The organism is Rhizobium sp. BK376 (assembly GCF_004341625.1).
Taxonomy (GTDB): Bacteria; Pseudomonadota; Alphaproteobacteria; order Rhizobiales; family Rhizobiaceae; genus Rhizobium.
Map to the genome: position 1 here is coordinate 791,758 of NZ_SLZG01000001.1, position 23,005 is coordinate 814,762.

Consider the following 23,005-nt stretch of genomic DNA (forward strand, 5'->3'; position numbering starts at 1 on the left):
CCTGACGGGATGCCGAGGTGCCCGCAGCGCCGACTCTCAAGGCCGCCTCATCGCCTTGAAACGGCTGCGGCTGTTCTACAAAAACTGTCATGTTCCTATCATGTTATCGCCCTAGACAACCCAAGGCTCCATTTTTGACCATGGATTTTGACGGAGGATATTATTATGAAACACGTACGTTCGACTTCATTGTCGCTGCTGCCCGCAGCGCTTGCCTTCCTGCTCGCCACGACCGCCGTTTCGTTTGCCGACAGTTCCGTCACGATCGATGGCACCACATTCGTCAACAAGGGCCGCGTCGGCATCGGTCGTATTCCGGCCAACCAGCGCGACAAGTTCGGCGAGACCTTCGGCTCCGGTTCCGGCATGTCGGTCGATGCCAAGAGCTGGACGCGCGACGGCGACACCTACAAGGGCTCTCTCTGGCTGCTGCCGGATCGCGGCTATAACGCCGTCGGCACGACCGATTATCGCCCCCGCATCAACACGATCGACATCCAGCTGACGCCGGTCGCGCCGGGCACCACGCCCAGCGCCGACAAGCAGCAGTCGAGCGTTCAGGCCAAGCTTGCCGATACCCTGATGCTGGTGGACGACAAGGGTGCGGATACGACCGGCCTCGATCCGATGGATGGCGTTCGTCCGGCCGCCGGCGGCATGCCCGATCTGCCGCAGGCCCCGAACGGCAAGATTTCGCTCGACAATGAAGCAATCGTCCGCCTGCCTGACGGTGGCATGTTCATCAGCGACGAATACGGCCCCTATATCTACCGCTTCTCCGCCGACGGTCATCTGGTTTCGGCCACGCAGCCGCCGGCAGCGCTGCTGCCGATGCGCAAGGGCAAGCTGAGCTTCGCCTCCAACAACCCCGGCCCCGGCGAAACGGCGCCCACCCCGAAGGATCCGGATACCGGCCGCCAGAACAACCAGGGTCTGGAAGGCATGTCGATGACACCTGACGGCAAGTTCCTGATCGCGGTCCTTCAGTCGGCAACGCGCCAGGACGGCGGCGATTCCGGTTCCACCCGCCAGAACACCCGTGCGCTCGTCTACGATGCCGCCGATCTTAACCACCTCAAGCTGGTTCACGAATATGTCGTGCCGCTTCCGGTCTTTACCGATGCCAAGGGCAAGAAGGCCGTCGCCGCCCAGAGCGAAGTGCTGGCGCTTTCGCCGACCTCCTTCCTCATGCTCGCTCGCGACAGCGGCAATGGCTACGGCCAGCCGGGCGACAAGTCGCTCTATCGCAGCATCGATATCGTCGACGTATCCGCCGCAACGGACATCGCCGGCACCGATTTCGACGGCGTAAAGCCGGTTGCGCCGAAGGGCGTCGTCGACCCCTCCGTCAAGCCGGCGACGCTGACGCAGTTCATCGACATCAACGACAGCGCCGATCTCGCACGCTTCGGCCTGCACAACGGCGCACCGAACGACCGCAACAACCTGTCGGAAAAGTGGGAAGCCATGGGCATCGCCAAGGTTATCGATCCGAACCTGCCGAACGATTACTTCCTGTTCGTCGCCAATGACAACGACTTCCTGACCCAGGATGGCTTCCAGGTCGGCACGGCCTACAAGGGCGACGGCGGTGCTGATGTCGACACGATGTTCCAGGTCTTCCAGGTCACCCTGCCGGGCTTTTCGGCCAAGTGAGGGATAGGATATCGGCGGATGGCACGAGCCTCCGCCGATAGCGAACAACAAAAAGGGCGCTCGACCCGGATGGGGAGCGCCCTTTTTTATCCCGGACGGCGAACGCTAGCCTGACTTCGAAAAGTCGGCTCGGCAGGCTGTCGATACGGGCAATGACCGGGAAGTAGCGATAGTGCCTGACATATTCAAGAGCCTAGCTCATTTTTTCGGGCGAAAGCCGAAAGCGTCAGGGCTGGTGTGCAAAAAAGCGTCTTGGGTAGGTAGTCTTAGGCAGGTAGTCTTGGGCGGTTGGCCGCAGGCTGCCGACGGAAGAGCCCGTCGGCAGTAGGCTTGCTGCGCTTAGCGGCAGACTTTTTCCTTGCTGATGACCCAGTGGCCATGAACGCGGTGCTTGACAGTCTTCACGACGCAATGGTGGTGCATCGGTGCAGCCTCAGAAGGCGTGGAGATAGCTGCGAAGGAGGCAAGAGCGACTGCCGAAGCAATGATCAGGTTCTTCATTGTGGGGTCCTTTTAAAATAGACACTGCGCTCGCTATGGCGCCTGACGTAAATGGGCCGTCATGGTTAACGTAAAGTGAAAGCGGAAACACGTTATCGTGATATCATATGACAATAACTATCCGGGCAGGCTACCGGGTCGGTAGCGGCGGAACGATTATCGTCTGCTGATCCCCGCGGGCGCAATCGAGATCTTTTTCATCGATTTTTCGAATCGAAATCTCGAAGCTTCCAACAAGATTCCCATCGTCCGTCACGTTGGACAGGGTGATATTCAGCTCCGCAGTCTGCTCTCGCAATGCTTTCGCCACGAGTTCATAGGCTGCAATAGCCGTCTTTTCGGGAAGGATCTCGACGGGGACGATCTTGGATAAAGGCATAGCAATCTCGATCAAGATTATGCCCCCCGGCAGACCACCCTTATAACAGCACCAACTTCCCTTGGGAATGGTACGCACGTCACATAGATGCAACAAATAGTATTCGCACGGAAAATTGATCGCGCGCCTGCCGCGGAAAAACCGATGGGCAGAAATGAAAAAAGCCCGCTTTCGCGGGCTTTTCGGCTGGTCGGAGTGGAGTGATTCGAACACTCGACCCCCACGTCCCGAACGTGGTGCGCTACCAGACTGCGCTACACTCCGTGACCAGCGGCGCCTCTATAGACCGGGCATTTTTTCTGCGCAAGCACCAAAATCGAAAAGACGTTTGATTCCTGTCAAAAAAATCAGTGTGAAAATCGGTGGCACTGTGCGCCGTCGAAACCGCTAAAGTGCGCTAGTCGCAACACCCTAAGCAAATTCTTCGTGATCGTTCGTATTGCAATTTTCTTTTGCCGGCTTTGGCGCTAAAGCGCTTTGTGGGACAGGCGGAAGCAGTGCGGGACAGCGCGCTTCCTATGGTCGAATGCGCGAAAAAAGCTCAAGGACGACACGATGAATATCCGCATGACTTCCGCGGCAGGGCTGATGCTGGCCCTCGCCGGATGCACCACCATTCCTTCGATCCCGGCGATGAAGGCCGATCCGATTGCCGAGCGCTGGGTCGGCAAGTCGGCCGGTGGCTTCTTCGCCGCCTATGGCCCGCCGATCTCCGACCATGACGAAGGCGACGGCCGCGTCTACAACTGGCGTGGCGGCTACAAGAACGTGAAGGTTGCCGCACGCCCTGCCGCCGACGGCAAGAAGGCTACCGGCGCCCGCACGCTCTATCTCAGCTGCAAGGCCGACATTCAGACCGATTCGAACTACGTCATCCGCTCCATCCACATCCTCGGCGACGTGCCCGGCGTCAACGGCCCATCCTACTGCGCCGAACTGCTGGCACCGACGGAACCCGCCAAGAGCTGATTTCCGCGCAAATCGGGGATGCGATTTTTACGGGCGGCCTGAGAGGGCCGCCTGTTTTTTTGAGGATGAAGGGCCGCGCACCTCATGAAGCGAGCGAGAACGACGCGAGTGCAAGTTGCAGTCGTGAGCGGGCCTTGCCCTTGCTTCCGGAGCTGATAGCTTTGGGCATGCATCAAAATATTGAAATTCCGGAGCCCTTCTTCATTACCGAAACTGACGGTTGGTCGGTCAACCACAGGATCAACTCTTTCCTTCCCGGCTACCTGATGGTCAGTTCCAAGACGTTTACCAACGATCTGAGCGAGCTGTCGAAGGAAGCATTGTCGTCGCTCGGTCCGCTGCTCGCCCGGGCGCAGGACGTGTTGAAGCGCAATCTACAGGCGGAGCGGGTTTACATCGGCCGCTACGGACACACGCCCGGCTACCCGATCCACTTTCATGTCATCCCGATATATCAATGGGTCGAGGAACTGTTCTGGAATGACAACCGATATCGGTTGCTCCAGACCTTCACTAATGGAGCGGGAGAGTCAGCGACCGATGGAGCGGAGATGACGTTGTTCGTCTGGAGGGAGTTTTGTGAACGGCCGGACCCGCCTCCGATCAAGGGACCGTCCATTGCAGACGTCATCAGCCTTCTGCGACTCGTTATGCCTCTACAGAGTGGCGAGCAGGCTGCTTCGTAGTGGCGAAAGTTCAGAGATATATGACGACGGAGAAAACGTGGCTGGGGCGCCAGGATTCGAACCTGGGAATGCCGGTACCAAAAACCGGTGCCTTACCGCTTGGCGACGCCCCATCGCTTGAACAGGCAGCTGTTGCCGTCAAATCGACGCCTGATTAGCAAAGGTCGCATCGGCTCACAATCCTTAAGTTTTGAAGCGACCCATATTTCTGTAGGAGCGCCGGCCCACTATAGTAGGTTTCCACCGATCCCATGGAGACATGATGAGCCAGTATAGCGCCCGCCCGCCTGTAATTGCGACCACGCTCGTCGACGACGCCGTCGTCAGGATCATTCGATGGGATTTCGAGCCGGGGGCGGATACCGGGCGTCATGTGCATGGGCTCGGCTATGTCGTCGTGCCGATGACCGATTGCAGTTTTCTGATCGAGGATGCGGAAGGCAGCCGCAGGGTCGATATCGCCAAGGGCGCCGCCTATCGGCGCGATGCGGGCATCGAGCACAATGTAGTCAATGCCGGCACTGAGCCCATGTCCTTCATCGAAATCGAATACAAATAGGAAGTACGCTTCATTCATGGATCATTCTGAATTCGACCTCACCTTCGAGCCGGCCTATGGACGCGCCGTACCTGTCGCGCCCGGCGTCGAGCGGATGACGGTCAACAATCCCAGCGCCTTCACCTTTCACGGAACCAACAGCTATATCGTCGGCTCGACCTCCGTTGCCGTCATCGATCCCGGCCCGCCCGACGAGGCGCATTTCCAGGCTTTGATGGTGGCGCTCGCCGGTCGCGAAGTGACGCATATCTTCGTCAGCCATACGCACCAGGACCATTCGCCCCTCTCCCGCCGGTTGAAGGAAGCGACGGGGGCCCTGATCGTCGGCGAAGGACCGCATCGCCCGGCGCGGCCGCTGCATGCGGGCGAGGTCAATCCATTTGCCGAAAGTTCGGACAGGGCATTCGTCCCGGATATTGCGCTTGCCGATGGTAAAAGCGTCTCCGGAGACGGTTGGACGATGACGGCATTGCTGACACCGGGGCACACGGCAAACCATGCCTGCTTTGCGCTCGGCGACACCGGCATCGTGTTTTCCGCAGACCATGTCATGGCCTGGTCGACGACGATCGTCGCGCCGCCGGATGGTGCGATGGCCGATTACATGGCGTCGCTGGACAAGATGCTTCTTCGCGACGACCGCATCTTCTTTCCCGGCCATGGCGGGCCTGTCAAAGACCCCTCCTCCTTCCTGCGAGGCCTGAGGACCCACCGGCGCATGCGCGAACGCGCGATCCTGGAGCGCATCAGGGCCGGCGACCGGACGATCCCCGATATGGTGAAGATCATCTATCGCGAGACCGACCCGCGGCTTCACGGAGCCGCGGCACTCTCCGTGCTTGCCCATATCGAGGATCTGGTGGAGAAAGGCTTGGTGGAAACCGACGGACCGCCGGCCCTGATGGGCATCTACCGGCCGACGTGACGAATATCCGTGACAAGCATTTAAGTTGAAAAAGGCTCCAGGCCGAGAAGATCGCAAGCAATGCGCCGAAAATACTATAGCTATCGCGACGATCCTGACGTGCCGGACTTTGCGGATGAAAGACCCGTGATCGTTTTCGATGGGCACTGCGTCTTCTGCTCCGGCTGGGTGAAGTTCGTGCTGAAGCATGACCGCAGGCGGCGGTACCGTTTCGTCGCCGCGCAGACACCGCTTGGCGATGCGCTCTATCGTCACTACGGGCTCGACACGCGTGAGTATGAGACCAACCTGCTGATCGAAGGCGGTCGCGCCTATTTCAAGTCGGAGGGAACGATCCGCATGGCTGCCGGCCTCGGAATGCCGTGGTCGATGGTGCGGGTGCTCAACGTCATTCCGCGCGCCATTCTCGATCCAGTCTATGAATTCGTTGCGCGCAACCGCTTCAGGATCGCGGGCCGCAGGGAGGGCTGCTATGTTCCGACGGCGGAGGAGCGCAGCCGGTTCCTTTCGTCCGGTACCAGCGATCAGTCTCCCGCTATGCCCAAGAGTTCGGCATCCAGCGCCTTCAGATAGGCCTCGGCGATCGCGGCGCTGAAGCCGAGATCGTGCGGTCCGTAGCGGGATGCGACTCGGATATCGACCAGCGTCGTTTCCGCCTCCTCATGCAGCCGGATCAACACGTCGAAACGCAGGCCGAGGATGCGCGTGCGGGTCTCGCCCTGCAGCGTGACGTCGGTGTTGCGGCGGATCAGCGACGCGACCTCGTCTTCCTCGTCCGGGCGAGGCGTCGGCACGGGGACCAAGTCGGGCGCATCCGTCACCGCAGCGTCGTTGCCGCCTCGCGGCAGGGGGACCGGAGGCGGCGCGTCCGGCTCAATGTCGGCTGCCCCCTCGACCTTGGTGATGGTGATGCGGCTATCCTTGGCGACCTGGCGCACGGCTTCTAGAACGCGGTCGGCCGCGCCCTCGTAACGCCGACCTGTCAGCGCCGGATAGGCGGTGGATTGAGCGGCCCGATCCTCCGGCGTGAGGTCCGTCTTGCGCGTCATCCAGATCTGATCCGCATGCGGCGGCTTCAGCCATTGCGGTGCATTCCCGACATCGGTCGAGACATCATAGAGCTCCGGCAAGGCGATATAACGTTCCGCTCCGACCACGAGGAGTGCGAGCGGCAGCGCCGCATAGACAAGCGCCTTGAAGGCGGAAACGCCGCCTTCGGCACCGATCTGCCAAAGCTGCACGAGACCGACGACGGCCAGCAAGACAGCGATTGCCGCCACCCCGGCCGAAATCAAAAGCAGAAGAACCAGATTGGGCGTCGCCAGCGGCCCGAACCGATGCCCGAGCAGAACCAGCACGCAGAGGACCAGCGCGAAAGCGGCGATAAGGCGCGAAGCGTGCGCGGCATGCGAAACGGGACGGTCGAAACGGATGGTCATCAAGGGCTCGTCGGCGCGTCGGATGGCTCCATGTTTAGAGCACGAATCACGCAAAGCAAAAGGGTTGTCTGATATTCGAGACAACCAATCCACCAAGAAGATCGGGGCTGCGTGGGACAGCATACCGGGCACCCCGAATCATCAGCACTTGCTTAAATGCCAAAAAAAGGCCATTCTCACGGCGTTTTACTTGGCCTCGTCAATGACTTGAGGAGATTGAAGCGATGCTTTCACAGGATGTAGCTGCGAAGTCGCAATCCACTCCGCCGGGTGTTATGGCGGATGCTGCCGACCCGCAGCTCCCGCTTGAACTTGTGGAACTCGAGCTTTCGCTGGAAGGATTCGGCGGCGGCGAAGCAGGTTTCCGCGAAGCGGTCCGCGAGGCAGCAACAGCCGCGGATGGCGAGTTTCTGTTCGATCTTCCGGCTGCTGGGCTGATTTCCGATTGCCGCCAGCTTGCCGTCATCCGTATTCCCGGCGAGGGAGGCAGCATGCGCATCGTGCTCGCCGTGCTCGATGGAGACGGAGCGGAGATCCGGCTGCAGGAGCCGGACGACGAAACCGAACATCTGGTCCGTTTCGCTGATGCCTTTGTGGATGTGCTGCAGCTGATGCCTGAACAGACAGACGATACACCGCCGATGGCCGATTCAGTCATTACGCATCCCGAAACTGTCAGTTGACCGGTTTCGCAAATTGTCCATGTCTTTGATAGCGCGTGTGATATAGCACTTCGCGTTGAAGAAGGTCAGTTTGCGATGCATATCTCCAGAATTCTTTGCCTCATAGCGCTTGCGGCGGTCGTTTCGGCCTGCCAGACGCTTACGCCCGAGCAGCAGCGCGCGGCAGACGAGGCCAAATGCAGCGGCTACGGGTTCAAGCTGGGCACGCCGCCTTTTGCCAATTGCCTGATGAACCTCGATCTCGACCGCCGCGCCGACCAGCGCGCCTTCATGTACGGCGACAACGATCCCTTCTGGGGCGGCCCGACCGTCATCGTCGGGGGCGGTTACGGTCGCCACTGGCATCGCTGGTAATATCGCGCATTTCCTTCAAGCTGATCAGCTTTTCGCCTTGATCGCTGCCTGGGCGGCGGCAAGGCGGGCGATCGGTACGCGAAACGGCGAGCAGGAGACGTAGTCGAGACCAATGTCTTCGCAGAAATGGATCGAGGCCGGATCGCCGCCATGTTCGCCGCAAATGCCGAGCTTCATGTCGTTGCGGGTGCGGCGGCCGCGCTCGGCGGCTATGCGGATCAGTTCCCCCACGCCGTCGAAGTCGAGCGAGATGAAGGGATCATGCTCAATGATGCCCTTGCGCTGATAGGTCGGTATGAAGGCGGCGGCATCGTCGCGCGACATGCCGAAGGTGGTCTGAGTCAAGTCGTTGGTGCCGAAGGAGAAGAACTCGGCGGCCTCTGCGATGATGTGGGCGCGAAGGGCAGCGCGTGGCAGTTCGATCATCGTGCCGACGAGATAGTCGATCCTCATCTGTGCCTCGGCCATGACAGCGCCAGCCACCTCGTCTATGCGCGCCTTGACGTAATCCAGCTCCGAGCGCAGGCCGACCAGCGGAACCATGATCTCGGGCACGACTGCAGCACCCGTTTCCCTTGCCGCGGCAACTGCCGCCTCGAAGATGGCACGGGCCTGCATCTCGACGATCTCGGGATAGGAGATCGCCAGTCGGCAGCCGCGATGACCGAGCATGGGGTTGAATTCGTGCAGGGCATCGACGCGTTGGCGCAGCTTGCCGGGCTCCATGGCCATGGCTGCAGCAACCTCTGCGATCTCCTCATCCGTCTTCGGCAGGAACTCATGCAAGGGCGGGTCGAGCAGACGGATCGTCACCGGCAATCCGTGCATGATCGAGAACAGGCTGGTGAAATCCTGCCGCTGCATCGGCAACAGCTTTGCCAGGGCAGCCCGCCTGCCCTCCTCGCCCTCGGCAAGGATCATTTCGCGCATCACATGAATGCGATCGCCTTCGAAGAACATATGCTCGGTGCGGCACAGGCCGATGCCCTCGGCCCCAAAGGAACGGGCAGCGCGTGCATCCGCCGGCGTGTCGGCATTGGTGCGCACCGTCATGCGTCGCGAGCGATCGGCCCAGGCCATGATGCGGCCGAAATCGCCCGACAGCTCCGGCTGGATCATTGGAACCTCGCCACGAAGAGCCTGGCCGGAGGAACCGTCTATGGTGATGATATCGCCCTTCTTCAATGTCACGCCGATGCCGATCAGCTTCTCGTTGCGCATATCGATGCGCATCGTGCCGGCGCCGACGACGCATGGGATGCCCATGCCGCGGGCGACGACTGCCGCATGGCTGGTCATGCCGCCGCGCGTGGTCAGGATGCCTTCTGCCGCATGCATGCCGTGGATGTCTTCTGGGCTCGTCTCGATGCGAACGAGGATGACCTTGCGGCCTTCCGCTTCCGCTTCCACGGCCTCTTCGGCAGTGAAGACGATCTCGCCGGTCGCAGCGCCCGGCGAAGCCGGCAGGCCGGAGCCGATGACATGTCGGCGCACGCGCGGATCGATCGTTGGGTGAAGCAGCTGGTCGAGCGTTACCGGATCGATGCGCGAGACGGCCTCTTCCTCGCTGATAACACCCTCGTCGACGAGATCGACGGCGATCTTCATCGCCGCCTTGGTAGTGCGCTTGCCGGACCGCGTCTGCAGCATCCAGAGCTTGCCGCGCTCGATCGTGAATTCGAGATCCTGCATGTCGCGATAGTGGCCCTCAAGCTCCGTGCAGATACGGCGAAATTGCGCGAAAGCTTCCGGCATCAGCTTTTCCATCGACGGCCGCTCCTGGCCGGAGGAAATGCGGCCGGCTTCGGTAATGCTTTGCGGCGTGCGAATGCCGGCGACGACATCCTCGCCCTGCGCATTGACAAGGAATTCGCCGTAGAGTTCTTTCTCACCGGTCGAGGGATTGCGAGTGAAGGCAACACCCGTTGCGGAAGAATTGCCGAGATTGCCGAAGACCATGGCCTGAATATTGACCGCGGTGCCCCAGGCTTCGGGGATATTCTGAAGTTCGCGGTAGGTGATGGCGCGGGGGTTCATCCAGCTTGCGAAAACCGCGTGAATCGCGCCCCAGAGCTGAACATGCGGGTCCTGCGGGAAATCTTCGCCAAGCTCCTCCCGGATCATCGACTTGAAGAGGCCGACCACATGCTGCCACTCGACGGCCGAGAGGTCGGTATCGTATTCGTGGCCGAGACGCGCCTTCTCGTCTTCGAGAATTTCCTCGAAGTTCTCGTTGTCCAGGCCCATGACGACATCGGCATACATCTGGATGAAGCGGCGATAGCTATCCCAGGCAAAGCGGGCATCACCGGCATCATGGCCCAAGGCCTGGACGGTATCGTCGTTGAGGCCGAGATTGAGCACGGTGTCCATCATGCCGGGCATGGAGGCCTGGGCACCGGAACGAACCGAAACGAGCAACGGCCGCGCCGTATCGCCAAAGCGGCGACCGTTAATCGCCTCGACATGCGCCAACCCCTGCATGACGTCGGCCTTCAGCGCCTCGGGCATGCTGCTTCCGTTTTTGTGATACAGGCCACAAGCTTGGCTGACGATCGTCAGGCCCGGAGGTACGGGAAGCCCGAGATGGCACATTTCAGCAAGATTGGCACCCTTGCCGCCAAGCTTCGCGAAGTCGCTTGCGCGCCCTTCCGCTTGTCCATCACCGAATGTGTAAACCCACTTGGTCATTTTCCCCCGTCCAGCTCCAAGCCGAACTTAGTTCATTGAGGAGTAAATGAAAATCGACAAATGAGGCAAAATGTTGCGCCGCACAAAATCAATATGTGGAAGGGGGAGGAAGATCAATGGCGAGGGCGATTTTGCGGCTGGCGGCGCGGCTGAGCAGTGACAATTGGATACGCGATGTGGGAACCCCTCATCGCCTCTCGCCGCACCACTCATCGCTCCTGCAGATCGCGAGCAAGCGTTTCGACGAGAAAATCGATGAAGATGCGGACCTTGGCCGTCAGGCCGCGCCGGGAGGGATAGACGGCGCTGATGGCGGTCGTTTCCATCTCGTGGTCCTGCAGAACCGATGTCAGCGCACCGGATGTCAGCTCCGGTATGACGAGCCATGCCGGCAAATTTGCGATGCCCAGATGCGACAGGACGGCGGCCCTGATCTGCTCGCCGTCATTGGTGAGGAAGCTGCCGTCGGGACGATGCAGCACCTTGGCGCCGTCCCCTCCCCGGTATGACCACGGCCGGATTTCTTCGCGGCCGGTAAAGACAATGCAGGCATGGCGAGCGAGATCCGCGGGCGCGGCCGGCACACCATGGCGTTCCAGGTAGGCAGACGTGGCAACTGTCACGAATGGGCTGGTCGCCAGCCTTCTCGCTGTCAGGGTCGAGTCGGCGAGATCGCCATGCCTGATAGCGAGATCGACACCTTCCTCGATCATGTTGACGTAGCGGTCGGAGGCAAACATCTCGACGCGGATGCCAGGGAAGCGTTCAAAGAAGGCCGGCAGGTGCGGCACGACATAGAGCCGCCCGAAAACCGGCGCCACGGCAATGCGCACCAGGCCCGATGGCGCGGCCTGGGTGTCTCTAGCGAGCGCTTCCAATGCCGCATAGTCATCCACCAGCCGAAGGGCGGATTCGTAGAAGCGCTGACCCGTCTCGGTCATACGCAGGCTGCGGGATGTCCGCAGCAGCAGTTGTGCGCCGAGTTGCGCCTCGAGCGCGGCGATCTGCTTGCTGACGACAGACTGCCCTGTCCCGGCCTCCCTAGCGGCAGCCGAGAAGCTACCGCGCTCGATGACGCGGATGAAAAGTCTGATGGCGTCGAGCCGGTCCATATAAGCCTCATGAAGTCCACAATGGAATAGATGGTAGTCCAATTCCCTGTCTATAAGCCGAATTAGGAATGGATCAAAACTCTTTCCAGAGGAACGGACACCTCGCCTCAGAAGGAGAAGAGACATGACGCAGACATACAAATTGAACATGAGCGAAACCCGCCACCCGATATCCGCCGCTGATCGGGAGGCCGAAATCGCCGTTCTTGCGGCGATGGGGGCTCACTTCACGAATATGACGGGCACGATGCGGGACGCTTATGACGCGATGACGGAGACGACGCCAATCGCCGAAGGCGTAACCCTTGAAGAGGTCGACGAGCCGCAGTTGAAGGGATGGTGGGTCCGTCCCGAGCAGGCGCCCAGCGACCGCGCCATCCTCTTCATCCACGGCGGCGCTTACGTGTTGGGGTCAGCGAGAGCTTATCGCGGGCTTGCAAGCCAACTGGCCATAAGAACTGGCGTCGCGAGCTTCGTGCTCGATTATCCGCTCGCACCGGAGCATCCGTTTCCGGCAGCCTTCGACGCAGCGGTCGCGGCGCGGCGCTGGCTGGGTGAGCGCGGTTTCGGGCAGATCGCGCTCACGGGCGACTCGGCGGGCGGAGCGCTGGTGTTCGGCGCAATGGCCACGGAAGACATCCGATCCGAGGTCGCCTCGGTCGTCGTCTTCTCCCCGTGGATCGATCTCGCGTTGACAGGCGCCTCCTTCAACGATCCCGCGACCTACGACCCGATCTTCCTGCCGCCACAGATCCTGACCAAGGCTGCGGAAACCTATCTGGCAGGCGCCGCGCCGAAGGATGGTCGCGCGTCGCCGCTGTATGACATTCCGAAGGCTCTGCCGCCGCTGGCCATCCAGGTCGGAACCGACGAGCTGCTGCTGGACGACGCCCGACGCTATGCAGCCGCCGCGGCTGCGCAGGGCGGCAAGGTGCAGCTGGATATTTACGAGGGGCTGCACCACGTTTTCCAAAGATCGGTCATGGAGCTTCAAGGCGCGCGCCATGCCTTGGACGACGCCGCTGTATTCATGAAATGCCACTGGAGATAAGCCGATCTTCTGATTGTCAGACTTTGCTGAATCATCGGCCTCAAAAAAACTTTGCGGGACCGCTCGGCGATCCCGCAAAGCCATTCCGTCCGGCCAGGAAAAACCGGACGGGGGGTTGGAGGATCCCACGCACGGACATTTTGCCCCTCGGCTCCCAATCGTTGCGCCCAGAGGCCGCTCAGATCTCTCACCGAAGATACCGGTTCCGATCTCCCTCGGAACTCTTCCCGTATAAAGTCAGCCTAGTGCACAAAGTTCCACGCTGGCATCCCCCAATTGGAGCATGCGGCGCAAAAAGCGGCAGGCAAATGTGATTTTAATGGCAAAATTTACTTAAAGTAGAATGACTTACGCCGTCTCGCGCAACTGTTCCGCGGTCTGAAGATCGACCGATACGAGCTGGGAAACGCCCTGCTCCGCCATGGTCACGCCGAAGAGCCGATCCATGCGGGCCATGGTGATAGGATTGTGGGTGATGACGACGAAACGTGTTTCCGTCGAGGCGGCCATTTCGTCCATCAGATTGCAATAGCGCTCGACATTATGATCGTCGAGCGGCGCATCCACTTCGTCCAGCACGCAGATCGGTGCCGGATTGGTCAGGAAGACGGCAAAGATCAGCGCCATCGCCGTCAATGCCTGCTCGCCGCCTGATAGCAGCGTCATGGTCTGCGGCTTCTTGCCCGGCGGACGCGCGAGGATTTCGAGACCGGCTTCCAGCGGATCGTCGGACTCGATCAATTGCAGTTCAGCCGTGCCACCACCAAACAGATGGGTAAACAGCCGCTGGAACTGAGCATTGACGACATCGAAGGCGGCGACGAGGCGCTCGCGGCCCTCGCGATTCAGGCTCTGGATCGCGCCGCGGAGCTTGCGAATGGCATCGATCACGTCGTCCCGCTCCTTGATCAGGGCGTTCAGGCGATCGGTCAGTTCCTTGCTCTCTTCTTCGGCGCGCAGGTTGACGGCACCCAGGCGCTCGCGCTCCATCTTCAGCCGTTCCAGCTCACGCTCGACCTCCCTCAGATCAGGCATGGCTTGTGTGGCCGAAACACCGGCGAGACGCAAAGCCTCGTGCGGTGCGACATTCAGCGCCTCGCGGATACGCATCTCGCCTTCCTGCCGCTTTTCGCGCGCTGAAACCAGACGTTCCTCGGCACGGCCGCGCTTCTCGCGGCTTTCGGCAAGCTCAGATAGCGCCACCGTTGCGTGGCGATCGGCTTCGCGCTGGATGATTTCCGCTTCCGCCAAGCGATCGGCAGCAAAGCGGCGGGCTTCCTCCGCCTTTTGCAATTCGGTCAACAGCGAGCGGCGCTTGTCGTCGAACTCATCGGGCGCAAGCTCCAGCTCCATCGCTTCCTCGCGCGCCTCTTCCTCGCGATCACGCAGCGTCTGGATATGATTTTCGGCGCTGGCGGCCCGTTGGCGCCAGGTATCGCGCTCCTGATGGATCGCCATGATGCGGCGCTGGCGGGCTTCGTTTTCCCGGTTCAGGCCCTCGTGACGAGCCCTCACCTCGGCCAGTGCGCCACGATCGGTCGCAACCTCCATCTGCTGCTCGCGCAGGCGCAGGTCGATGGCGCTGAGATCGGGTGCGTCCTCAAGCTCGATGCGTGCATTCTCGTCCTGAAGGGCCACGTCTTCCAGTTGTGCCCGCAACTGGCTGATGGCTTCGGCGACGACATCGCGCCGGCGCCTGAGATCGCCCGAGGCGCGTTCGGCCGCAGCCAGCGCGTCCCTTGCCTCGGCCAGATGACGGGCGGAAAGCCTGCTCGTCTCGCGAGCGTCCGCGAGACGACGTTCCTCTGTCCGAATCGCTTCTCCGGCAGCGGCAAGACGCTCCTCGGCTTCGAGAAGCGTGTCCCGGGCAAGTTCGACCTCTGCTTCCAGTTCCGCGAGGCGGTTCTTCTGGGCAAGTCTGAGGGCTGCCGCGCTCGGCGCATCGGCGCCCGTCACGTGGCCGTCCCAGCGAAACACGGCGCCGTCCTTGGTCACCAGGCGCTGTCCCGGCTTGAGCGCGGTCATGAGCTTCAACGCAGCATCCGGCGTAGCGACAAGGCCAATCTGGCGCAGCCGGCGCGTCAGCGCGGCCGGGGCGCGGACATGCGAAATCAAAGGTTCGACGCCCTCGGGCAGAGCCGGATCACCACCGCCGCCACCATTGTCGGACCAGTGGACCGGCGACGCAGCATCAAGCGGGGATTCCAGATCGTCGCCGAGGGCCGCACCCAGCGCCGTCTCGAAACCGCGATCGACGCGCAATTCTTCCGCAACCGGCGAGAAGGCACCTGCAGCAGCGCCGGCAGCAAGCATCTTCGAAATCGTGCGGGCTTCCGTCTCCAGCGCATTCAGGCCGGACCGTGCCTGCTCGACCGGAGCGCGGGACAAGGCCTCGGTTTCGCGGGCGGCGGCAAGTGCTGCCTCAACCGTCTGCGCGGCCGCTTCGGCATCGGCGACAGCGGTCTCAGCCGCCTCCACCATCGCCTGCTTCTCCTCGGGATCCGGCAGGACCTTCATTCTGTCGTCGACGGATGCAAGTTCGCTGTTTGCCTCATCGACCTGACGCTCGAGCCGCATCTTGCGGTCGGCAAGGTCACGGATGGCGCGTTCGAGCTGGTTGCGGCCTGCGGCAGCCTCGGCGCGCTCTGCCGTCAGTGCTGCGAAAAGCCGCTCGCTATCGGCAAGTTTTTCTGCAGCACCTTCGAAGGCCTCGCGGGTTTCCTCGGCGAGCCTGCCGGAATCTGCTAGAATATCGGTGATCTCAGCCTCTTCGGCATCGAGCTTGGCAAGGATTGCCGCATTGTCCTCGACAAGGCGTTCCTCGCGACGGATGTCTTCGCCAAGCTGTGCCAGGCGACGGGTCAGTTCGTCACGACGGCGCAGGATACGGTTGGCATCTTCCTCAAGCTGCGACCGGGCGATCTGCAGGCGCTGCAATGCAGCTGCCGCCTTCGCCTCGCCCTCGCGCAATTCCGGGAGCTTCAGGCTGGCGATCGCCTGGCCCTTAGCGGCCTCCATCTGGATCTGCGCCTTTTCGGCGACGACAACGGTCGCCTGATTGAGGGCGCTATCCGCCTCAGCCTCGGCTTCCTTGGCCTGCACCCAGCGGATATGCAGGAGCATCGCCTCGCGGGCCCGGATATCAGCCGAAAGCATCTTGAAGCGATTGGCCTGACGGGCCTGGCGCTTCAGGCTTTCTATCTGGCTTTCCAGCTGTGATGTGACATCGTCGAGGCGTTCGAGATTGCCCTCGGCGGCGCGCAGGCGCAGCTCGGCCTCATGGCGGCGGGAATGCAGGCCCGAAATGCCTGCCGCTTCTTCCAGCAATTGCCGGCGGGCCTGTGGTTTCGCCTGGATCAGTTCCCCAATGCGCCCCTGTCCCACCATCGAGGGGGAGCGGGCGCCGGTCGAGGCATCGGCGAAGAGCAGTTGCACGTCCTTGGCGCGGGCTTCCTTGCCGTTGATGCGGTAGACCGAGCCCTGTTCGCGCTCGATGCGACGCGTGACCTGGATCTCATCGCTGTCATTGAAGGCAGCAGGCGCCGTGCGATCGGCATTGTCGAGATAGAGCGCCACTTCCGCCGTGTTGCGGGCCGGCCGCTGGCCGGAGCCGGAGAAGATGACGTCATCCATGCCCGAGGCGCGCATGTTCTTGTAGGAATTCTCGCCCATCACCCAGCGCAGGGCCTCGACGAGATTGGACTTGCCGCAACCGTTCGGGCCGACGACGCCGGTCAATCCACGCTCGATAACGAATTCCGACGGCTCGACGAAGGATTTGAAGCCAACGACACGGAGCTTATTGAACTTCATGCAAGCCCTTTCCGGCCGGATGAAGAGCAATCATCCGCGCATGAAAAACGGGCGCACGGCTCCCGCCGTCGCCCGTCTTCGTCAGAAGGCTCGGATTACTTGGACGCTTCGTCGATAAGCTTCGACATTGCGACAATCGACATATCCCCTGCGTAACGCTTCCCGTTGATCAGGAAGGTCGGCGTGGCGTTGACGCCATAGCTCTTGGCGCCGCGCTCGCGTACGGCGTTGACTTCATCCAGAAGCTTCTGGTTCGTCAAGGTCTTCGTGAAACTATCCTCAGTAAACCCGGCGAGCTTCGACATCTGCAGGAGCGCTGCGCGGCCGTCATCGGCAGCGGCCCAGGCAACCTGCTGCTTAAACAGCATGTCGACCATTGCGTAATACTGCTCGGGCGACGAAAGCTGGTCGGGAGCCTGCGGGTTGGTGCGGGCCAGCATGAAGGCGGCCGCAGCGCGCGGATCGAAGGGGAATTCGCGGATGATATAACGCACCTTGCCGGTGTCGATATATTTGCTCTTGAGTTCCGGGAAGGTGGTGACGGCGAAATGCGCGCAGTGCGGGCAGGTCATCGACATGTATTCGACGATCTTGACCGGCGCGTCTTCCTTGCCGAGCGCCATTTCCGGCAGCGGGCCGGGCTTGAGCACGTCGGCCATGTCTACGGTGCCGTCGGAATCAGGCGGGGTGTCTTCCGGGTTGTTGGTGGCGCCGGTGGTGGTCGTGTCCATGCCGTTGACGCTCGTTGCGTTTGCAGCGGACGCCGTTCCCCCGAAGGCTGCAAGGCCTCCAGCGAAAGCTGCCAGGGCAGCGCCGCCCAGCAGGTGGCGTTTGGTCAAGAGCAAGTCAGACATCGGCATTTGTTCACCTGTCGAAAGAGGTCGTTGAATAGTGTCATGCGATATAACGGCATCCTGCCGCTCACAAGCCACGGTTGGCCAACTTTCTTCAAAGAATTGTGACCTGTCAAAGACATTGGGATTAAATTATTGTCAGAATGGGCGCTGACGACCATTCTTAGCTGTTGCCGAGGCCACCAAACGACGCATCCTGGCCAGCATAGAAGAGCCGTAGAATCTTTACCGCATCTTGCTCGATTCGATAGGCGACGGTTACGCGTCTCTCAAATACAGATATTCTGATATCTTTTCCCAGCGTTTCGCGTATCGGGCCACGGAGCGCCATGGTCTCCAGGCGTTCGCAATGGGCGCGCCGACGCCGAACGAAGGATATGGCCCGAACAGGACTGTCTACTGCAATAAACTCGTAGATGCGCACGAGATCGTTTTCCGCCAGCCGCGCGAAGACGACCCTATATTTCAAGAGCGATCGCCTTTTATTCGCTCACTGTGCAAGGCTTCGATACGATTGAAGACCTCATCAAGGCTGCTCGGCGGCGTATCGTCGTCCAAAGCCTCCTGAATTCTGGTACGCATGAAGATATCCAAAGCGCGTTCCTCGCGATCGAGCGCTCTGAGCGCAGCGCGGATCACCTCACTCGCAGAGGCATAGGCGCCGGATTCGACGCGTTCATCTACTGCCTGCTGTTGAGCGCCGAGGGTCACCGAAATCGGTTTGCTGCTTCTCATTAACGGCTCCTGCAAAGAATTACACGGGAAAGTATGACAATGTCATATCGGATGCAAGCCCGCTTTACCGCCCCCGCTTGCCGAGCACCGCCGTGCCCAGCCGCTCGATCGCCTGCCGCAGCTTGTCGCCCTCGATGCCGTCCATCATCGCTTCGAGCTTCCGGGCGGCTTCGCCCTTCAGTGGGAGCGGCTTGCGCGAGCGCTTGGCAGCCAGCGAGACCGGCTTCTGGACGATTCGGATCTGGTTGACGGCGGCGAAGCCGAAGAAGCTGTTGATGCGCTGGATGAGTTCCCCTTGCGCATGGGTGAGGAACAGGGCGCGGGCACCCTCGCAGGCGATCGTCAGCACGCCGGGCTGATAGCGGTTTTCCTCGCCGAAGTCGCCGCGGCGGGCCCAGGCGATCTTTTCCGGCCGGGTGCAATCGGCGAAATCCTCGCCTACGATCTCATCCCAGGAACCGAGCAGCGCCGTGTTGATGCCGGCGCGGCGGGCAAGCACCGGGTCGATCAGGGCATTCGCCACTTCCGAGATCTGCTTCTCACCTTTGCGGGGGTAACTCATATTCGGGGATAACCCATGGACATCGCGCGCTTAAGCCCTGTTTCGCGTCCCGAGACCTTGATCGCCCGACGCAGCTTAGCCAAGTATACGGCACTTCTCCCCGATGCCGCAAATGATGAGCAAGACCAGTTCCGAAATCCCCACAGCCGCCGCCCTGCTTATCTGGTACGACCGGCATCACCGCGACCTGCCCTGGCGCGTCTCGCCGCCGATGGCAGCGCGAGGCGTGAAGGCAGAGCCCTATCAAGTCTGGCTGTCTGAAGTGATGCTGCAGCAGACGACGGTGCCTGCGGTCAAATCCTATTTCGCCAAATTTCTCGAACGCTGGCCAACCGTTACGGATCTTGCCGCGGCGCCGACCGACGACGTCATGGCGGCCTGGGCGGGGCTTGGATATTACGCCCGGGCGCGGAACCTGAAGAAGTGTGCCGAAGCGGTCGCGAATGATCATGCGGGCATATTCCCGGATACGGAAGAAGGTCTGAAGGCACTTCCCGGTATCGGCGACTATACCGCAGCGGCCGTCGCAGCGATTGCCTTCGACCAGCAGGCTGCGGTCATGGATGGCAATGTCGAGCGCGTGATTTCGCGGCTCTATGCCATCGCGACGCCGCTACCTGCCGCCAAGCCGCTGATGCGGCAGAAGGTGGCGCTGCTAACGCCGGCGACACGTCCCGGCGACTTTGCGCAGGCGATGATGGATCTCGGGGCAACGATCTGCACGCCCAAGCGACCCGCCTGTTCGCTCTGTCCCTTCCGTGATGCTTGCGAGGCGCTGCGGCTGCATGATCCCGAACATTTCCCGGTCAAGGCCGCCAAGAAGGACAAGCCGGTCCGCCAAGGTGCGGCCTTTATCGCGGTTACTTCGGAAGGTGAAATTCTGCTGCGTCGCCGTGGGGAAAGCGGCCTTCTCGGCGGCATGACGGAAGTGCCGACCACGGGTTGGACGGCGCGGATCGACGGCGCCACCGGCACGGAGGCGGCGCCCTTTGCCGCCGATTGGCAGGCTTGCGGCACGGTCACCCATGTCTTTACCCATTTCGAACTTCGGCTGACGATCTATCGCAGCGCGCTTGCTGCAAAGCCTGCAGCCGATGACGGATGGTGGGAACCGGTTACAAATCTTGACAGCCAAGCCTTGCCAACAGTCATGAAAAAAGCGATCGCACAGGCTATTCCACGCGCATTCAAGAGCCGGGACTGAACATCTAGGGGCAATTCATGACGACGCAGATCAAGCATATCGTTTTCGATATCGGCAAGGTTCTCATTCATTACGATCCCAACCTTCCCTTCAGCCGCGTCATCCCCGACGAAGACGAACGCGCCTGGTTCTTCGCGAATGTCTGCACCCATGACTGGAACGTCGAGCAGGATCGCGGACGCACCTGGGCCGAGGCGGAAGCATTGCTGATCGCCGAGCATCCCGAACGCGAGGAGCAGATTCGCTCCTTCCGCAAGCATTGGCACGAGATGGTGCCGCACCACTACGAAGACATCGTTGCAATCATGGAAGGCCTGATATCAGAGGGTCGCGATGTGACGATGCTCACCAACTTCGCATCAGATACGTTTCGCGAGGCGCAGGAGCGTTTTCCGTTCCTGACCAAGCCACGCGGCGTGACGGTTTCGGGCGATGTCGGCCTGATCAAGCCTGACGTCGCAATCTATGAGGCGCATGCGAAAAGCTTCGATCTGGAGCCTTCGGCAACGATCTTCATCGACGATTCGCTGCCCAACGTCGAAGGCGCCAGGGCTGCCGGATGGCATGCGGTTCACTTCACCGGCACCGACAAGCTGCGCAGCGATCTCGCTTCCTACGGCGTCAAGGTGTGAGCCGATGACCTTCGATCCCGCAGAACGCATCGTCATCTTCCACGAAGCCATCAACGGCATGGATATCGAGAAGATGCGGCCCTTTTTCGCCGAGAACGCCGTGTGGATCTCTGCCGGCGTCGGCAGCCTGGTCGGCCGGGATGCGATCCTCGCCGGTATCAGGCAGTATTTCAGCGATTATCCGGATCAGACCGCGATTAACCATCGCGTCGAAACGCTGACGCCCCTGTCCGGACGTGCAGTCTGGTCGGTGCGCGCCACGCACGCAAAGACCGGCAAGTCGCTCGTCCGCGAAGGGGAGGAGACGATCACTTTCAACGAAGACGGCGAAGTCGTGAGCGTCGATGTCACGGATTATCAGGCATTCTGACGACGATGAGGCGGCGTGGATATCCTACCCGCCTCATGCCCATTGCATTGCGGCCAGATAGGCAGCCAGTACGAGGAAGATGAACAGATCGGAGATCATCGCGATGTTCTCGATCTTGTTTCTGTCGCCTTTCAGCAGATGCTTGAAACCTGCCAAACCATAAAACAGGCCGCCGACAACAGCAGCTGGGACAACCCAGCCGCGTTCAAAAATCGACAGGATGCCGAGCAGGCCGATGGACAGGTTCGCGAAGCCGAGTTCCTGCACGATGACCAGGGCGGCCGGATCCTTGATCTCAAAAATCTTCTGCGCGGTGAATGCAGGATTGATCGTCTGGCGGCAGCCCGCGAGAATCAGCCGGATTCCGACAGCCCAAAAGACGAACCATTTGCCGGCAAGCACGATTAGACTGCCGCCATGGATAACCATTTCCGCGGCAATCGACCCGATGGGAAGAATGACCATCAATAGAACAATCATTCCGAGATACATGATGACCTCCCCCGTCAGCACCCGCTGCGATTGTATATTCTAATCGATCGAGCGAAATCGTACAGGCATCACTTCGGGCACGTCTCCTTCACCCGTTTTCGGGCATGAAAATCGGCCCTTCCGGTAAAAGCCAGATCGTTCATTGGCTTAGGAACCATCTCCTCCCTGGCAAGTTAGTGGACAGCTGCCCGCATCCGTGGCGGACAGGCTCAGAAACAATTCAAGGTCAGCCTTGCTGACGGGAGGTAAAAATGGGTCGCGGCATATTGCTCTGGCTTCTCGGTGTTCCGATTCCGCTGATTATCATCATCATGCTGTTCACGCATTGAGGAGGCGGACATGTCGGTGCCTGTCTCTTCCCTAAATGATCCGACCATGGAGTCTTCGTCTTCCGCCGTCAGCTGGGGTCCCATCATCGCCGGCGCGCTGGTTGCGGCTGTGATCTCGCTGCTTTTGATGCTGGTCGGCTCCGGCATCGGGCTGACCATGATCTCTCCCTTTGCGCATGAAAGCAGTTCGGCGATAACGGTTACCGCATCGGCCGCGGCCTGGCTGATCGTCGTGCAGTGGTTCTCGGCCGGCGTCGGTGGCTACCTGACGGGGCGGCTGCGGACCAAGTGGACGAGCGTCCATACATATGAGGTGTTCTTCCGCGACACGGCTCACGGATTTCTGTCCTGGGCGCTGGCGACCTTGCTGGTCGTGGGCTTCCTCGGCTCCGCAATCTCGTCGCTGATCGGCGCCGGAACCCAGGCGACCGCATCGGCCATCGGCGCTGCGGGTTCCGCCGGTACGATTGCTGCTTCTGCGGCTGCATCCAATAACAGCGGCAGTGGAAGCAGTAATTTCTCGACGGCCTATTTTACCGATGCCCTCTTGCGTCCAGCAAACGCGAAAGCCGCCGCCCCGGCAAACGAGAGCAACGAAGCCGTCAGCGCTGAGGTGACGCGGATCCTGGTCAACGGTGCGGCTCAGGGCGAAATCTCGGCCGATGACCGCACCTATCTGCAGCAAGTGGTCGCCTCTCGCGCCGGACTGTCCGATGCCGATGCAAAAGCGCGCGTCGACGCCGTCCTCAAGCGCGTCGACGATGCCAAGGCGGCCGCTCAAAAGGCTGCTGATACCGCTCGCAAGGCTGCTGCGGCAACTGCACTTGTCGGCGCTCTTGCGCTCTTTGTCGGCGCCTTCATTGCCAGCGTCGCAGCCGCACTCGGCGGCCGGCAAAGGGACGAAGACGAGGAGCGCTACAGGCTGAAAAGGTAGACGGCACCAAACGACAGACCATCTCGCAGCATGCAAAACGCCCAGGATTCGTCATCCTGGGCGTCATCATTTCTC

At 60.9% G+C, this 23,005-nt stretch carries 24 protein-coding genes and 2 tRNA genes; 13 read left to right on the plus strand and 13 right to left on the minus strand.

The features are described from left to right. Positions 1-165 precede the first annotated feature (165 nt). The gene (locus EV561_RS04075; RefSeq protein WP_132517824.1) at positions 166-1,656 is read left to right on the plus strand and encodes an esterase-like activity of phytase family protein; all 1,491 of its coding nucleotides are present in this window, start codon (positions 166-168) and stop codon (positions 1,654-1,656) included. Positions 1,657-1,995: 339 nt separating this feature from the next. Here EV561_RS04075 and EV561_RS37070 read toward each other — a convergent pair whose 3' ends face one another. The 3 genes from EV561_RS37070 to EV561_RS04085 all read right to left on the minus strand — a co-directional run bounded on the left by EV561_RS37070 (position 1,996) and on the right by EV561_RS04085 (position 2,800). Further along, on the minus strand, positions 1,996-2,157 hold the full coding sequence (locus EV561_RS37070) for a hypothetical protein (protein ID WP_165927746.1): 162 nt from the start codon (positions 2,155-2,157) through the stop codon (positions 1,996-1,998). Between the two features lie 130 nt (positions 2,158-2,287). Further along, positions 2,288-2,749: a hypothetical protein gene (locus EV561_RS04080; protein WP_132517826.1), complete on the minus strand. Its 462-nt coding sequence runs from the start codon at positions 2,747-2,749 to the stop codon at positions 2,288-2,290. Beyond that, positions 2,724-2,800, minus strand: a tRNA-Pro gene (locus EV561_RS04085). Before EV561_RS04085 ends, EV561_RS04080 begins: the two co-directional genes overlap by 26 nt. A 291-nt stretch (positions 2,801-3,091) precedes the next feature. Between EV561_RS04085 and EV561_RS04090 the strand changes: the two genes are divergently transcribed. After that, positions 3,092-3,505 carry a hypothetical protein gene (locus tag EV561_RS04090; RefSeq protein ID WP_132517828.1) on the plus strand — a complete coding sequence of 138 codons (414 nt, stop codon included), beginning with the start codon at positions 3,092-3,094 and terminating at the stop codon, positions 3,503-3,505. 179 nt (positions 3,506-3,684) lie between these two features. Next, positions 3,685-4,191: an HIT family protein gene (locus tag EV561_RS04095; protein WP_132518105.1), complete on the plus strand. Its 507-nt coding sequence runs from the start codon at positions 3,685-3,687 to the stop codon at positions 4,189-4,191. Positions 4,192-4,229: 38 nt separating this feature from the next. Here the strand turns inward: EV561_RS04095 and EV561_RS04100 are convergent. Then, positions 4,230-4,304, minus strand: a tRNA-Gln gene (locus EV561_RS04100). A 149-nt stretch (positions 4,305-4,453) separates the two neighbouring features. Here EV561_RS04100 and EV561_RS04105 point away from each other — a divergent pair. From EV561_RS04105 to EV561_RS04115, 3 genes are read left to right on the plus strand one after another with little or no spacing between them, the layout of a single operon-like run. Then, positions 4,454-4,750: a cupin domain-containing protein gene (locus EV561_RS04105; protein ID WP_132517830.1), complete on the plus strand. Its 297-nt coding sequence runs from the start codon at positions 4,454-4,456 to the stop codon at positions 4,748-4,750. Positions 4,751-4,766: 16 nt separating this feature from the next. Next, complete coding sequence (locus EV561_RS04110; protein WP_132517832.1) at positions 4,767-5,675, plus strand: MBL fold metallo-hydrolase; 909 nt, start codon at positions 4,767-4,769, stop codon at positions 5,673-5,675. A 60-nt stretch (positions 5,676-5,735) separates the two neighbouring features. Next, positions 5,736-6,248: a thiol-disulfide oxidoreductase DCC family protein gene (locus EV561_RS04115; protein WP_132517834.1), complete on the plus strand. Its 513-nt coding sequence runs from the start codon at positions 5,736-5,738 to the stop codon at positions 6,246-6,248. Here EV561_RS04115 and EV561_RS04120 read toward each other — a convergent pair. Continuing rightward, positions 6,200-7,114, minus strand: a complete 915-nt coding sequence (locus EV561_RS04120) for a DUF1499 domain-containing protein (protein ID WP_132517836.1) — start codon at positions 7,112-7,114, stop codon at positions 6,200-6,202. The genes EV561_RS04115 and EV561_RS04120 overlap by 49 nt on opposite strands. Before the next feature lie 224 nt (positions 7,115-7,338). On the opposite strand from EV561_RS04120, the gene EV561_RS04125 reads away from it, so the two are divergent. Together EV561_RS04125 and EV561_RS04130 are read left to right on the plus strand one after the other, a co-directional pair. Next, positions 7,339-7,797: a hypothetical protein gene (locus EV561_RS04125; RefSeq protein WP_132517838.1), complete on the plus strand. Its 459-nt coding sequence runs from the start codon at positions 7,339-7,341 to the stop codon at positions 7,795-7,797. A 75-nt stretch (positions 7,798-7,872) separates the two neighbouring features. Next, on the plus strand, positions 7,873-8,151 hold the full coding sequence (locus tag EV561_RS04130) for a hypothetical protein (protein WP_132517840.1): 279 nt from the start codon (positions 7,873-7,875) through the stop codon (positions 8,149-8,151). A gap of 24 nt (positions 8,152-8,175) precedes the next feature. Here EV561_RS04130 and ppdK read toward each other — a convergent pair whose 3' ends face one another. Then, complete coding sequence (gene ppdK, locus EV561_RS04135; protein WP_132517842.1) at positions 8,176-10,842, minus strand: pyruvate, phosphate dikinase; 2,667 nt, start codon at positions 10,840-10,842, stop codon at positions 8,176-8,178. Positions 10,843-11,051: 209 nt separating this feature from the next. Next, positions 11,052-11,954, minus strand: coding sequence for a LysR family transcriptional regulator (locus EV561_RS04140; RefSeq protein WP_132517844.1), 903 nt, complete (start codon positions 11,952-11,954; stop codon positions 11,052-11,054). A 124-nt stretch (positions 11,955-12,078) separates the two neighbouring features. On the opposite strand from EV561_RS04140, the gene EV561_RS04145 reads away from it, so the two are divergent. After that, on the plus strand, positions 12,079-13,005 hold the full coding sequence (locus tag EV561_RS04145) for an alpha/beta hydrolase (protein ID WP_132517846.1): 927 nt from the start codon (positions 12,079-12,081) through the stop codon (positions 13,003-13,005). 348 nt (positions 13,006-13,353) lie between these two features. Here EV561_RS04145 and EV561_RS04150 read toward each other — a convergent pair whose 3' ends face one another. The 5 genes from EV561_RS04150 to EV561_RS04170 all read right to left on the minus strand — a co-directional run bounded on the left by EV561_RS04150 (position 13,354) and on the right by EV561_RS04170 (position 18,969). Then, positions 13,354-16,818 (minus strand): chromosome segregation SMC family protein, encoded by a 3,465-nt coding sequence (locus EV561_RS04150; protein WP_132517848.1) that lies wholly within the window; start codon positions 16,816-16,818, stop codon positions 13,354-13,356. Positions 16,819-16,913: 95 nt separating this feature from the next. Further along, the gene (locus tag EV561_RS04155; protein ID WP_132517850.1) at positions 16,914-17,678 is read right to left on the minus strand and encodes a DsbA family protein; all 765 of its coding nucleotides are present in this window, start codon (positions 17,676-17,678) and stop codon (positions 16,914-16,916) included. Between the two features lie 157 nt (positions 17,679-17,835). Further along, on the minus strand, positions 17,836-18,141 hold the full coding sequence (locus EV561_RS04160) for a type II toxin-antitoxin system RelE/ParE family toxin (protein ID WP_132517852.1): 306 nt from the start codon (positions 18,139-18,141) through the stop codon (positions 17,836-17,838). Continuing rightward, positions 18,138-18,407: a type II toxin-antitoxin system ParD family antitoxin gene (locus tag EV561_RS04165; protein WP_132517854.1), complete on the minus strand. Its 270-nt coding sequence runs from the start codon at positions 18,405-18,407 to the stop codon at positions 18,138-18,140. Before EV561_RS04165 ends, EV561_RS04160 begins: the two co-directional genes overlap by 4 nt. 64 nt (positions 18,408-18,471) lie before the next feature. Beyond that, the gene (locus EV561_RS04170) at positions 18,472-18,969 is read right to left on the minus strand and encodes a DUF721 domain-containing protein (RefSeq protein ID WP_132517856.1); all 498 of its coding nucleotides are present in this window, start codon (positions 18,967-18,969) and stop codon (positions 18,472-18,474) included. 115 nt (positions 18,970-19,084) lie between these two features. Between EV561_RS04170 and mutY the strand changes: the two genes are divergently transcribed. The 3 genes from mutY to EV561_RS04185 are packed head-to-tail and all read left to right on the plus strand — an operon-like array spanning position 19,085 to position 21,175. After that, positions 19,085-20,173 (plus strand): A/G-specific adenine glycosylase, encoded by a 1,089-nt coding sequence (mutY, locus tag EV561_RS04175; RefSeq protein ID WP_207910493.1) that lies wholly within the window; start codon positions 19,085-19,087, stop codon positions 20,171-20,173. Between the two features lie 17 nt (positions 20,174-20,190). Then, positions 20,191-20,805 carry an HAD family phosphatase gene (locus tag EV561_RS04180; RefSeq protein WP_132517860.1) on the plus strand — a complete coding sequence of 205 codons (615 nt, stop codon included), beginning with the start codon at positions 20,191-20,193 and terminating at the stop codon, positions 20,803-20,805. Between the two features lie 4 nt (positions 20,806-20,809). Beyond that, entirely contained in the window at positions 20,810-21,175 is a 366-nt protein-coding gene (locus EV561_RS04185; RefSeq protein WP_132517862.1) for a nuclear transport factor 2 family protein, read from the plus strand. 33 nt (positions 21,176-21,208) lie between these two features. Here EV561_RS04185 and EV561_RS04190 read toward each other — a convergent pair whose 3' ends face one another. Then, on the minus strand, positions 21,209-21,667 hold the full coding sequence (locus EV561_RS04190; RefSeq protein WP_132517864.1) for a DUF6790 family protein: 459 nt from the start codon (positions 21,665-21,667) through the stop codon (positions 21,209-21,211). A 339-nt stretch (positions 21,668-22,006) separates the two neighbouring features. Between EV561_RS04190 and EV561_RS04195 the strand changes: the two genes are divergently transcribed. Beyond that, the gene (locus tag EV561_RS04195; RefSeq protein ID WP_132517866.1) at positions 22,007-22,930 is read left to right on the plus strand and encodes a hypothetical protein; all 924 of its coding nucleotides are present in this window, start codon (positions 22,007-22,009) and stop codon (positions 22,928-22,930) included. Positions 22,931-23,005 lie beyond the last annotated feature (75 nt).